This is a genomic window from Rhodococcus ruber (genome assembly GCF_016804345.1).
Lineage (GTDB): Bacteria > Actinomycetota > Actinomycetes > Mycobacteriales > Mycobacteriaceae > Rhodococcus > Rhodococcus ruber.
The window spans coordinates 45,591-57,373 of record NZ_CP044211.1 but is presented as its reverse complement, the minus strand read 5'-3'; the positions used below and the strand labels follow the sequence as shown (position 1 = coordinate 57,373).

The 11,783-nt window shown below is 69.5% G+C and carries 12 protein-coding genes; 9 read left to right on the top strand and 3 right to left on the bottom strand.

From position 1 onward, the window contains the following. Positions 1–37: 37 nt before the first annotated feature. From F1734_RS00270 to F1734_RS00230, 9 genes are all read left to right on the top strand, one after another. Positions 38–1,246, top strand: coding sequence for an MFS transporter (locus tag F1734_RS00270; RefSeq protein ID WP_230831579.1), 1,209 nt, complete (start codon positions 38–40; stop codon positions 1,244–1,246). Positions 1,247–1,312: 66 nt separating this feature from the next. Next, positions 1,313–1,630, top strand: coding sequence for a ferredoxin (gene fdxA, locus F1734_RS00265; RefSeq protein WP_010594048.1), 318 nt, complete (start codon positions 1,313–1,315; stop codon positions 1,628–1,630). Continuing rightward, complete coding sequence (locus F1734_RS00260; protein WP_059174540.1) at positions 1,627–2,877, top strand: MFS transporter; 1,251 nt, start codon at positions 1,627–1,629, stop codon at positions 2,875–2,877. The genes fdxA and F1734_RS00260 overlap by 4 nt, the downstream gene beginning before the upstream one ends. A gap of 105 nt (positions 2,878–2,982) precedes the next feature. After that, complete coding sequence (locus tag F1734_RS00255) at positions 2,983–4,167, top strand: ABC transporter substrate-binding protein (protein WP_010594046.1); 1,185 nt, start codon at positions 2,983–2,985, stop codon at positions 4,165–4,167. 96 nt (positions 4,168–4,263) lie between these two features. Further along, the gene (locus tag F1734_RS00250; protein ID WP_010594045.1) at positions 4,264–5,154 is read left to right on the top strand and encodes a branched-chain amino acid ABC transporter permease; all 891 of its coding nucleotides are present in this window, start codon (positions 4,264–4,266) and stop codon (positions 5,152–5,154) included. Beyond that, positions 5,151–6,137, top strand: a complete 987-nt coding sequence (locus F1734_RS00245) for a branched-chain amino acid ABC transporter permease (RefSeq protein ID WP_010594044.1) — start codon at positions 5,151–5,153, stop codon at positions 6,135–6,137. Before F1734_RS00250 ends, F1734_RS00245 begins: the two co-directional genes overlap by 4 nt. Continuing rightward, positions 6,134–6,952, top strand: a complete 819-nt coding sequence (locus F1734_RS00240) for an ABC transporter ATP-binding protein (protein WP_010594043.1) — start codon at positions 6,134–6,136, stop codon at positions 6,950–6,952. The genes F1734_RS00245 and F1734_RS00240 overlap by 4 nt, the downstream gene beginning before the upstream one ends. Continuing rightward, positions 6,936–7,661, top strand: a complete 726-nt coding sequence (locus F1734_RS00235; protein ID WP_017680068.1) for an ABC transporter ATP-binding protein — start codon at positions 6,936–6,938, stop codon at positions 7,659–7,661. The genes F1734_RS00240 and F1734_RS00235 overlap by 17 nt, the downstream gene beginning before the upstream one ends. Positions 7,662–7,678: 17 nt before the next feature. Next, positions 7,679–8,842: an ABC transporter substrate-binding protein gene (locus tag F1734_RS00230; protein WP_048771417.1), complete on the top strand. Its 1,164-nt coding sequence runs from the start codon at positions 7,679–7,681 to the stop codon at positions 8,840–8,842. Between the two features lie 127 nt (positions 8,843–8,969). Here F1734_RS00230 and F1734_RS00225 read toward each other — a convergent pair whose 3' ends face one another. From F1734_RS00225 to F1734_RS00215, 3 genes are read right to left on the bottom strand one after another with little or no spacing between them, the layout of a single operon-like run. Continuing rightward, entirely contained in the window at positions 8,970–9,734 is a 765-nt protein-coding gene (locus F1734_RS00225) for a crotonase/enoyl-CoA hydratase family protein (RefSeq protein WP_017680066.1), read from the bottom strand. A 9-nt stretch (positions 9,735–9,743) separates the two neighbouring features. Continuing rightward, on the bottom strand, positions 9,744–10,508 hold the full coding sequence (locus tag F1734_RS00220) for an SDR family NAD(P)-dependent oxidoreductase (protein WP_017680065.1): 765 nt from the start codon (positions 10,506–10,508) through the stop codon (positions 9,744–9,746). A gap of 25 nt (positions 10,509–10,533) precedes the next feature. Further along, positions 10,534–11,709 (bottom strand): thiolase family protein, encoded by a 1,176-nt coding sequence (locus tag F1734_RS00215; protein WP_048771421.1) that lies wholly within the window; start codon positions 11,707–11,709, stop codon positions 10,534–10,536. Positions 11,710–11,783 lie beyond the last annotated feature (74 nt).

Sequence of the window (11,783 nt, the reverse complement as noted above, 5' to 3'; positions counted from 1 at the left end):
TCTCTAGGCTAATCATTCATATCAATAGGGAGGCCGCGTGTCGGTCGGGATTCTGGAAAGGCGCCGGGTGGCCCGGCCGTCGTGGATCGCACTCTCGGTGTTCCTCGTGTTCGCCGCGAGCAACGCCCCGGCCCCGCTGTACGTGGTGTGGCAGCGCGAGATGGGGTTCCCACCCAGCACGGTCAGCCTCATCTTCGTCAGCTACATCGTCGGATCGGTGGTGGCGCTGGTGTTCGGTGGGCGCGCGTCGGACCGGTTCGGGCGGCGAGCCGTCCTGCTGCCGGCCCTGGGCCTCGCGATCGTGGCCTGCCTCGTGTTCGCGACGGCCCGCACGCCGCTGTGGCTCGAGACGGGGCGGTTCTTCATCGGCCTCGCCTCGGGGGCATTCGGCGCGGCGGGATCGGCGGCGATCGCCGACGCGTTCGGCCCCGGTCGCGGCGGGCGCGCGGCGCTGTATGCGAGCGCAGCACCCGTCGCCGGGTCGGCCGTGGGGCCGCTGCTCTCCGGGGTGCTGGCCGACGTGGCGCCGGCGCCCACCCACCTGGTCTTCCTGGTGCTGATCGTTCCCCTGGCGGCAGCCGCGATACCGCTGACCGCCGTCGGCGGTCGCCCGGCCGGGGTGAGCGGGCGCTGGGTGCAGCTGCCGAGTATCCCGCGCGAGATCGCGGGAACCGTCGTGCTGGCCATGGCCGTGGCCGGCAGCCCCTTCGCGCTGGCGGGGCTGTTCATCTCCCTCGGCCCGGCCCTGATCGCCGACCTGCTCGGCAACGACAGCCGCACCCTCGCCGGCGCGGTGTCGTTCGTCGTCTTCGGTGCCGGTGCCGGGGCTCAGTTCCTCGTCCGGCGGATGGGCATCTACCGGGTCGCGGTGGTGGGACTCTCGGTCTCCGCCCTGGCCGCGGTGCTCATCGCCGCGGCGGTCGGCGCCGCCTCGGTGCCCGTGATCGTCGTGGCGGCGGTCGCGGCGGGTCTGGGCCAGAGCCTGGCGCAGCTCGCCGGGCTCACCCTCGCACGCGGGTACGCCCCGGAGGGGCGGACCGCCGAGGTGGTGTCCATGGTGTGGCTCGCCGGATACGCCACCGTCGGGTCGGGAATCCTCGGTCTGGGGTTTCTGGCGGACGGAATCGGCTTGCGTCCCGCGACTTACGCCTTCTGCGGGTTCTTCCTGGCCTGCGTGTGCGGAGCCGGGGTCGCGGTGATGCGCCGCAGGCCGGTCGTCGAGGCACTCGCAGCCGACACCCATTGACACCCCGCAATCAATGAATATGATTATGACTTAAATCACGCGGTGATCGAATCGGAGGAGTGCGCAGTGACCTACACCATCACCGAGCCCTGTGTCGACGTCCTCGACAAGGCCTGCATCGAAGAGTGTCCGGTGGACTGCATCTACGAGGGCGGCCGGATGATGTACATCAACCCGGAGGAATGCGTCGACTGCGGCGCGTGCGAGCCGGTCTGCCCCGTCGAGGCCATCTTCTTCGAGGACGACGTCCCCGAGGACCGCGCCGGCTACACCCAGATCAATGCCGACTTCTTCGTCGAGATCGGCTCGCCGGGCGGCGCTTCCAAGATCGGAAAGACCGAGTACGACCCGCCGTCGGTGAAGAGTCTGCCCGTACGGGCATGATCGCGGTCCGGGCGGACCGACCCGGCCGGGGTTCGGTGCTCCTCGGAGCCGCGGTGGCGGCCGCCTTCACGTTCGCCGTCGTCGGGTCCAACATTCCGGGGCCGATCCTCCCGTTGTACGAGGATCATCTGGGCCTGTCCCCGTTCGTGCTGGCCGCCCTGTTCGTGACGTACTTCGTCGCCCTGGTGTCGATGTTCCTGCTCGTGAGCCGGACCTCGCTCGGGCGGTTCGCGTGGGCCGTTCTGCCCGGGGCGCTCGTCGTCGGGCTGCTCGGCGACGTCGCCCTGTGGTCCGGGGCGGATACGGCCTGGCTGCTCTTCGTCGGTCGCGCGCTGACCGGAACATGTGTCGGGCTCGCAACGGGATCCGCCGCCACGCTGGCCGTGGCGGCGCGCGGTGACGCGGGCCGCACCCTCGCGGCGACCGGCGCGATCGCCGGCTCGTTCCTCGGTCTGGTCGCCGCGGCCACCGTCGCCCAGTTGCTTCCGGAACCCACCGTGCTCATATACCGGCTGCATGCCGTCTCGCTCGTGCTCTCGGGACTGCTGCTCGCCGCCGCGCTGTGGCGCAGCAGGCGCCGGCTCGCCGCCCTCCGGCACGACGAGCCCTCCCGGCCGCCCGGGCCTCTCCCGTCCCATCCGGACGTCGGGTCGTCCCGGAACGCGTTGCCCGCCTACGGATTGGGGGCGGCCGGGTGGACTGTCGGCGGCATCGCCGTCGGCGTGCTGCCGTCCGCGTTGCGGGACGGGATCGGATCCGAGTTGATGGTGATCGGCGTCCTCGCGGCCATCATCCTGCTCGTCACCGCCTGGCTGGGTCCCTACGTCGCCCGGGCCGCGGGCCGCGCCCCGGGGCCCGGCCTGTGCCTGCTCCTGCTCGCCGGCGGCGGCGTGCTCGTCGCCGCCGGGCTCCTCGCGCACACGTTGTGGCCGGTGCTGGCCGGCAGCTTCCTGTGGGGCATCGGCCAGGGGTTCGCCTACGCGCAGGGCCTCATCCTGCTCACCGCCGGGATGACGCCGGTGGAGCAGGGGAGGAGCACGTCGCTGTATGCATGCTCGTCGTACGGCTTCGCGGCGGTGATGATCCTGGTGGCCGGCGCGCTGTCGTCCGCGTGGGGCTACTCCTACGGATCCGCGGGTGCGGTAACGATTTTTGTGCTGTTCTGCGTGGCCGTCGCGGCAGCAGGGCGGGGGCGGTGGGCGCCGGCCGTCGCCGTGGCTCCCGTAGCCGTCCCCACCCGCCGATAATTCCTGCGCATGTTCGGATCGAACTCTGGACATTTCCCGCACGCGGCTCTACTGTGACGGGCATCACGACTAATGATGCATATCATTCGACCGGAAGGTGCACACATGTCTCGAGTCGACCGGAAAGTCCGGCGCCGCCTGCTCGGTGCCGCGAGCGCGTTCGGCGTCCTCTTCGCGGCCGCCTGCAGTTCCGGGGGGAACAGCACCGTCGCCGACGGTGATCTACCGGCCGAGATCAAGGTCGTCTCCGTGACCGACCAGACCGGCACCACGGCGTACGTCGGGAACAGTCAGCTCAGGGGCATCGAGCTCGCCATCCAGGAGATCAACGACCAGGAATATCTGGGCGATTCGAAGATCGTTCTGCAGAAGCGTGATTCGGCGAGCGACACGCAGACCGCCGTCAGTCAGGCCACGGAGGCGCTGACCGACAAGAGCGTCAGTGCCCTCCTCGGCCCGGTCCTCAGCGCCCACGCCGTCGCGATCGCCCCGCTCGTGGAGCGAGCCGGGCTGCCGACGATCTTCACCCAGTCCGGCAGCGAGGGCGTCGTCATCGGCGACTACACCTACCGCGCGACGGCGCCGATGGAGACCTACTTCGTCAAGGCGCTCGAGCGGCTGCAGCAGCAGGGCGTCGAGACCGTGAGCGTGCTCTACAACGCGGGCAACGTCACCCTCGCGGGACTCGGGGAGAAGACCATCCCCGAGGGCCAGGACAAGTACGGCTACCGGATCCTGTCGAGCACCTCCGTCCAGGCCACCACCCAGGACTTCGGCACCACCGCAACGAAGATCGCCGGCGAGAATCCCGACGCCGTGATCGTCCTGCTCGTCGGTGCCGGCAACTCCACCGCCATGTCGCAGCTGCGTCAGGCGGGCTACACCGGCCCCGTCGTCGGCAACCCGGCCGCCGGCGCGGGCAACCTCGCCCCCGCGGGAGCCGCGGGAGCCGGAATGTACTGGGCCACCGACTTCAGCTTCCACCAGAAGGACGAGACGTCCCAGCAGTTCGTCGAGGCGTACCGCGCCAAGTACAACGGGGAGAACCCGCTGAACTACGCCGCCGAGGGCTACGACGCGACCTGGATGCTCGCCCACGCCGCCAAGAACTCGGGCGGTGCGTCCCGCGACGACCTGCAGCGCGGTCTCGAGCAGGTCGTGGCCGAGGGCTTCGACGGCGCGCTCGGGCCGGTGCGCTTCGAAGGCAACGACATGCGCGTCGACGGCGTGCTCGTCGAATGGAACGGCACGGAAGAAGTGCTGCTCGACGGCCAGGAATCGACGGAATAGTGCGGACCTCACCGCACCCGTGCACCAAGGAGTTCGACGAATGACCGGAACATCGCACAGTCACCGGGGCAACCCGGCCGGAGGAAGGCAGGGGTCATGTCACAGCTGGTGATCGACGCACTCGTGCTCGGCTCCATCTACCTGCTCTTCTGCCTGGGAATGAGCATCTCCTGGGGAACGATCGACATCCTCAACTTCGCCCACGGCGGGATCTTCATGTTCTCCGCGTTCGTGGCCTCCCAGATCGTCTCCAACGTCGGGCTCGGGCTCGTCACCGTCTGCCTGATCTCCGTCGTGGTCGGCGCCGCGCTCTCCGCGGCCATCGACGTCTTCGCGTTCCAGCCGATCCTGCGCCGGGCCAAGAACCAGCGGACGGCCGAGCTGCAGATCCTCATCGGCGGTATCGGAATCGGCACCATCCCGGTGGCGATCGTGCAGTTCCGCACGCTGAGCGAGCCGTTCGGCTTCCTCGGCAGCTCGTACGAGACGTCGGTCTACACCCTCGGCGGCCTGCGACTGACGAGCACGGGACTCATCGTGCTCGGCTGCGCCCTGATCCTCACGCTGGCGATCTCCTTCTGGCTCAAGAACACCAGCCACGGCCTCGCCCTGCGGGCGATCGGCGTGGACTCGGAGACCGCCGAACTGATGGGCGTCAAGCGGCGCCAGCTGTCCCTGCTCACCATGGCGGTGTCGGGCGGCCTCGCCGGTCTCGCCGGTGCCTTGCTCACCTACAACCTCGGCGCCATCACGGCCGAGAGCGGTGAAACCCTGCTCATCAAGGCATTCGCCATCATCATCCTCGGCGGCGTGGGCAGCACCGGCGGCGCCGCCCTCGGCGCCATGGTGCTCGCGTTCTCCGAGGTCCTGGTGCTCCGCTACACCGGGGGCGGCTGGGTCGACGCCGTCGGCTTCGGCCTCATCCTCGTGGTTCTGCTGCTGCGGCCGCAGGGCATCTTCGGAAGGAAGGAGGTGCGACGGGTATGAGCGACTTCTACTTCTCCAACATCGTCCTCATCCAGAGCACGTTCACGGTCCTGCTGCTCGCGCTGAGCATCCAGATCCAGTTCCGGATGGGAGTGTTCTCCTTCGCCGGCGCCGCGTTCTACGGCATGGGCTCCTACGGCACCGCGATCTTCGTGCTGCACTACGGGTTCGACGCGATCTCCGCGACCGCCGCCATCGTCGCGATCTGCGCGGTCACCGGATACCTGCTCTCGCTGATCCTGCAACGTCTCACCGGCTTGTACCTGGCCATGGCCACCGTCGCGTTCGTCATGATCGTCACCGTCGTCGCCCACAACGGCGGTGAACTCACCGGTGGCTCGGTCGGCCTGTTCGGCGTGCTCACCACCCCGGAGATCTCCGTTCCGCACCTGGCCGTCGTCTGCGCCGTCGTCGTCGCAGCGATGATCTTCAGCGAGCGCGGCAGCATGGGCCGGCGCATCGAGGCGGTCCGCGAAGACCCGGAACTCGCCTCGGCCATGGGCATCAACGTCGCCCGCTACCGCCGGATGTCCTTCGTGATCAGCGGTGTGCTCGGCGCGCTCGGTGGCGCCCTGAACATCCTGATGATGACGGCCATCGCCCCGGAGAACATCGGCTTCCCGCTGATCGTGCTCGCGCTGACGATCATCATCGTCGGTGGCTCCCGGTCCTGGCTCGGCGTGCTCATCGGTGCCCTCATCTTCACCTGGCTGCCGGTGATGCTCGAGCAGGTGGGCACCTACCAGAGCATCGTCTACGGCATCATCGTCGCCATCGCCGCGATCTTCATGCCCGGCGGCATCACCGGCGTCGTCACCGACCTGTACCGTCGCCGCGCTGCCCGCCGCGACAGCGCGGCGCTCGAGGACGAGGCCGAAGCGGAACGTCGCGCCGACGCCGCCGACGACGAGGCCGCCGCCGAACTCGGTGCCGAACTCGCGGGCACCGGCGCCCACTCCGCCCCGACAGGAGAATCGCGATGACCACCGAAGCCGTTCCCCACGAGGGCGTTCCCGGCCGGCGGGTTCCGGACCAGGTGCTGCGGGTCGAGGACCTCGCGGTCCACTTCGGCGGCATCAAGGCCGTCGACGGCATCACCCTCGGTCTCGAGCGCGGTCTGATCTCCGGAATCCTCGGGCCCAACGGTTCGGGCAAGAGCACCCTGCTCGGCGCCGTCACCCGGCTCACGCCCCTGACCCGTGGATCGATGTACTTCGAGGACCGCGACTTCTCCGGCGTCCGGCCCGAGCAGGTGGCCCGGCTCGGCATCGGACGCACCTTCCAGACGGTCCGCCTCCTCGACGATCTCACCGTGCACGAGAACGTCCAGCTCGGGCACGACCTGATCGCGGGACCGCGACGGTGGTGGCGACGGGTCGACAGTACCGAGCGCGACGCCGCCGAGGCGGCCGTGCACACCGCGCTCGAACGCACCGGACTCGACGGCAAGGAGAAGCTGCGTCCGGGTCAGCTCTCGTACGGCCTGCAGCGCCGGGTCGAGATCGCCCGCGCGATCGTGATGTCGCCGAAGCTGCTGCTGCTCGACGAACCCACCGCCGGCATGAATCGCTTCGAACGCGAGGAGATCGGCCGGTTGATGTCCGACCTGCGTGCGGAAGGACTCACCCAGCTGATCGTCGAACACGACGTGCAGATGATGGTGGACGTCTGCGATCACCTGTTCGCCATGAACTCCGGACAGCTCATCGCCTCCGGTGCCCCCGCCGACGTGGTGCGCGATCCGGCGGTGCGCGAGGCCTACCTCGGAAAGCAGGACAACGATGATCGAGATTCGTGATCTGCACGTCGATTACGGCAAGGTCAGTGCGGTACGCGGGGTGTCCGTCACCGCGCGGCCGGGACGGGTGACGCTCGTCCTCGGTGCCAACGGCGCCGGCAAGACCACCACGCTGCGCACCGTCGCAGGCCTGACCACGCCCACCTCCGGCGACGTCCTCGTCGACGGGGAGTCGATCAAGGGATGGCCCGCCCACCGGATCCTCAAGCGCGGCATCTCGCTGGTGCCCGAGGGACGCAAGGTGTTCGGTTCGCTCACCGTGTACGAGAACCTCAAGATCGGCGGCCTGGTGGCGTCGAAGAAGGCCCGCGAGGAGTCGATGCGGACCGTGTTCGAGATGTTCCCCATCCTGGAGGAACGGCAGTCCGGCCCCGCCGGCCTGCTCAGCGGCGGCGAGCAGCAGATGCTCGCCTTCGGCCGCAGCCTCATGTCGCAGCCCGACTACATCCTCATGGACGAGCCGTCCATGGGGTTGGCCCCCGCCGTGGTCGACCGCGTCATGGCCAGCGTGCGCACCATCGCGGACCGTGGCATCGGCGTCCTCATGGTCGAGCAGAACGCCGAGGCCGGCATGCGGATCGCGGACGACGTCGTCGTCGTCAACCGCGGTGAATCGGTGTACTCCGGGCCGGTCGACGAGGCGCGCAACCACTCGTCGGTGGTGCTGGCCTTCCTCGGTGAAGCCGCGCTGACCGGAACCGACAACTGAACCGAGAACGGAAGAGAATGAAGAACACACGTATTGCCGTCGCCGCGTTCGCCGGTGTCGCCGGTCTCGCCCTGACCACCGCGTGCGGGTCGGGCGGCGGCGGGACCGTCGGGTCCGGCGAGATGCCCGCCGAGATCAAGGTCGTCTCGGTGACCGACAAGACCGGTCTGACCGCCTTCGGTGGCCTGCCCCAGTTCCGGGGCATCGAACTCGCCGTCGAACAGGTCAACAGCAGTGGGTTCCTCGGTGAGTCGAAGCTCGTGCTCGAGAGCCGGGACGCGGCCAGCGACACGCAGACCGCCGTGAGCCAGGCGACGGAGGCGACGGCGGACCGGTCGGTCAGCGCGCTGCTCGGCGGCATCTCCAGCGCTCAGGCCATCGCGATCTCCCCGATCGTGGACCGGGCGAAGCTGCCGACCGTCTACACGCAGTCCGCCAGCGACGGTGTGCTCGGCGGCGACTTCACCTTCCGGGCGACGCCGCCGCAGACCACGCACATCGGCACCTCCCTGGCTCACCTCGAGGACCTCGGGGTCGAGCGGGTCAGCGTGCTGTTCAACGCCGCCAACCCGGCGCTGGCGGAGATGGCGGAGAAGAACCTTCCCGAAGGCCGGTCCGAGCACGGCTACGAGATCGTCTCGACCACGTCCGTGCAGAACACCACCCAGGACTTCGCGTCGTCGGCGACGAAGATCGCCGGGGAGCGGCCCGACGCGGTGGCGATGCTGCTCACCGGCGCTCAGAACGCCACGGCCATGCGGCAGTTGCGTCAGGCCGGGTACACGGGACCGGTGCTGGGCCAGACCGGTGCCGGCGCGAAGAACCTCGTTCCCGCGGGGGCGGACGGGGCGGGCATGTTCTGGACCGCGAACTTCACCCTCGACCAGCCGGCAGCCTCGTCCCAGGAGTTCGTCGCGGCGTACCGGGCGAAGTACAACGAGGACCCGTTGAACTACGCGGCCGAGGGGTACGACGCCGCCTGGCTGCTGGCCCGGGCGATCAAGGCGTCCGGCGGCGCGTCCCGCGAGGACATCCAGCGCGGCCTCGAGCAGGTCACCGCGGAGGGCTTCGACGGTGCGCAGGGCGAGATCACGTTCGAGGGCCACGACATGCGGACCCCGGGTGTGCTCGTCGAATGGGACGGCAGCCGTGAGGTGCTCGTGTCGACGCCGTCGGCCTGACTCTTTTCTTGTGGCCGAATGTCACATCGCGTCGATCGGATCGACGCGATGTGACATTCGGTCCGAATGCGGGGCACGAATACGAGACGGGGCCCGGGGAGAGATCCCCGGGCCCCGTCTCGTTCGGTCAGCGTCCCTGCCAGACCGGTTCGCGCTTCTCCTTGAACGCCAGTGCGCCTTCCTTCGCGTCGGCGGAGGAACGCACCGGTTCGTAGATCTCGCGCATGCGCTCGAACTCCTCGTCGTTGGACCAGTCCCGGGCCTGCGCGATGATCTGCTTGGTGGCGCGCACCGCGAGCGGGCCGTTCTTCGCGATCGCCTTCGCCAGCGCGACGGCCTCGGCCAGCGCCTGCCCCTCGGGGACGAGCCGGTTGAGCAGCTTCGCCTCGTACGCCGTGTGCGCCGTGAAGTACTCGCCGGTGAGGCTCCATTCGACGGCGAGCTGATGGGGAACCTTGCGCGGCAACCGCAGCAGACCGCCACCCCCGGCGAGCAGGCCGCGCTTGACCTCCGGCAGGCCGAAGACGGCGGTCTCCGACGCGACGACGAGGTCGCACGCGAGCACGATCTCGAAACCGCCTGCGACGGCGTGCCCTTCGACCGCCGCAATGATCGGCTTGTCGGAGGATTTCTCGGTGATGCCTGCGAAGCCGCGACCTTCGACCGAAGGGCGTTCGCCGGCGAGGAAGGCCTTCAGGTCCATGCCGGTGCAGAAGGTCTTCCCGGCACCGGTGACGACGCCGGCGACGAGATCGTCGCGGGCGTCGAGTTCCTCGAGGGCGGCAGCGATCGCGACGGCGGTCTCGGTGTTGATCGCATTGCGCACCTCGGGCCGGTTGATCGTGATGATCTGCACGCCGTCGGACTGTTCGACGTGTACGGGGGTGTCCATGTCTGTCTCCTATCGGGGCTGCATGCGGATCGCACCGTCGATGCGGATCGTCTCGCCGTTGATCATCGCGTTGTCCACGATCGACAGGGCGAGCTTCGCGTACTCGTCGGGCTGCCCGAGCCGGGCGGGGTGCGGGGTCTGGGCGGCGAGACCGTCGCGGATCTCCTGCGAGAACCGGGACAGGATCGGCGTGTCGAAGGTTCCGGGGGCGATGCTGTTGACCCGCACCAGCTTCCGCGAGAGGTCACGGGCGGCGACGAGCGTCATGCCGACGACTCCGGCCTTGGCGGAGGCGTAGGGGATCTGGCCGATCTGCCCCTCCCAGGCTGCGACCGACGCGGTGAGGACGACGACGCCGCGTTCGCCGTCGACGGGTTCGTTGTTCACCATCCGGGCCGCCGACAGGCGCAGCACGTTGAACGAGCCGATCAGGTTGATCCGGATCAGGTTCTCGTACATGTCGAGCGAGCCGGGGGTGCCGTCCTTCTCGACGACGCGGACGGTGCCGCCGCGGCCGGCGCAGTGCACGACGGCGCGGAGGGGAGCACGTTCCTCGGCCGCGTCGAGCGCGCGGTTCACCGCGTCGGGATCGGTGACGTCGGCCGGGGCGAACACGGCGAGCTCACCGAGTTCCTTGGCGACGACCTCCCCGTCCGAGGTGGGCAGGTCGAGGATCACCGTCGGCACGCCGAGGCCGACGAAGCGCTTGACGGTGGCCAGGCCGAGGCCGGAGGCCCCGCCGGTGACGACCGCCGATCCGTTGGTCATGTCCATGACTTCTCCTGTCTGCAAAAGGAATTCAGAGTCGTTCCACGATCGTCGCGTTGGCCATGCCGCCGGCCTCGCACATGGTCTGCAGGCCGTAGCGGCCGCCGGTGCGTTCGAGGTGGCTGATCAGCGTGGTCGCCAGCCGGGCCCCGGACGCGCCCAGCGGGTGCCCGAGGGCGACGGCGCCGCCCACCGGGTTCAGGACGTCGTCGGACGCACCGATCTCGCGCTGCCAGGCGAGGGGGACGGACGCGAACGCCTCGTTGACCTCGAAGGCGGCGATGTCTGCGACCGACAGGCCGGCCCGCGCGAGGACCTTCTCGGTGGCGGGAATGGGGCCGGTGAGCATGAGGGTGGGATCGTCACCCACGACGGCGGAGGCCACGATCGCGGCCCGGGGGCGCAGACCGAGGGCGGCGGCTTTCGCCTCGGACATGATCAGCAGGGCGGACGCGCCGTCGGAGATCTGCGAGGAGTTGCCCGCGGTGACCTTCCAATCCAGGTCGGGGAAGCGCTCACGCCAGGTGTCGGTGCCGAAGGCCGCGGGCAGTCCGGCGAGGCGCTCGGCGGTGGTGCCCTCACGGATGGTCTCGTCGGCGGTGACCACCCCGGTGGGGGTCGTGACGGGGACGATCTCGCCGTCGAACCATCCGGCGGCACGGGCGTGTGCGGCGCGCTCGTGCGAGCGGGCCGAGTACTCGTCCAGCTCGGCCCGGCTCAGGGCCCACTTCTGCGCGACGAGTTCCGCCGCGATGCCCTGCGGGACGAGATCGGGGAAGCGCTTGCGGACGGCGGGGCCGTGCGGGTCCTTGCCCATCGCCGCCGATCCCATGGGGACCCGGCTCATCGATTCGACGCCGCCGGCGACGACGATGTCGTACGCCCCGGCGGCGATGCCCTGGACCGCGAAGTCGATCGCCTGCTGGCCGGAGCCGCACTTGCGTTCGACGGTCACCGACGGCACGTGGGTGGGAAATCCGGCCGCGAGCAGGGCCTGCCGGCCCGGGGTGGCGGACTGTTCGCCGGACTGGTTGACGCAGCCGATGACGACGTCGTCGATCAGCCCGGGGTCGAGGTCGTTGCGGGCGACCAGTCCGGCAAGGACTTGGCCGAGCAGATCGCTGGGGTGCACGCCGGCCAGCGCGCCCTGCGCTCTGCCCCGGCCGACGGGGGACCGGACGGCATCGACGATGACGGCGCGGGTCATGGGCTCTCCTCCACTCGCGGGACTAATTCATGATGATGGTTACTATAGACCACGACCCTACGCCCGATATGGCG

What these genes read in the sequence shown, in the direction of transcription:
- F1734_RS00260 (WP_059174540.1), top strand. Translation starts at nt 1,627, where the DNA reads ATGATCGCGGTCCGGGCGGACCGACCCGGCCGGGGTTCGGTGCTCCTC.
- F1734_RS00255 (WP_010594046.1), top strand. Translation starts at nt 2,983, where the DNA reads ATGTCTCGAGTCGACCGGAAAGTCCGGCGCCGCCTGCTCGGTGCCGCG.
- F1734_RS00250 (WP_010594045.1), top strand. Translation starts at nt 4,264, where the DNA reads ATGTCACAGCTGGTGATCGACGCACTCGTGCTCGGCTCCATCTACCTG.
- F1734_RS00245 (WP_010594044.1), top strand. Translation starts at nt 5,151, where the DNA reads ATGAGCGACTTCTACTTCTCCAACATCGTCCTCATCCAGAGCACGTTC.
- F1734_RS00240 (WP_010594043.1), top strand. Translation starts at nt 6,134, where the DNA reads ATGACCACCGAAGCCGTTCCCCACGAGGGCGTTCCCGGCCGGCGGGTT.
- F1734_RS00235 (WP_017680068.1), top strand. Translation starts at nt 6,936, where the DNA reads ATGATCGAGATTCGTGATCTGCACGTCGATTACGGCAAGGTCAGTGCG.
- F1734_RS00230 (WP_048771417.1), top strand. Translation starts at nt 7,679, where the DNA reads ATGAAGAACACACGTATTGCCGTCGCCGCGTTCGCCGGTGTCGCCGGT.
- F1734_RS00225 (WP_017680066.1), bottom strand. Translation starts at nt 9,734, where the DNA reads ATGGACACCCCCGTACACGTCGAACAGTCCGACGGCGTGCAGATCATC.
- F1734_RS00220 (WP_017680065.1), bottom strand. Translation starts at nt 10,508, where the DNA reads ATGGACATGACCAACGGATCGGCGGTCGTCACCGGCGGGGCCTCCGGC.
- F1734_RS00215 (WP_048771421.1), bottom strand. Translation starts at nt 11,709, where the DNA reads ATGACCCGCGCCGTCATCGTCGATGCCGTCCGGTCCCCCGTCGGCCGG.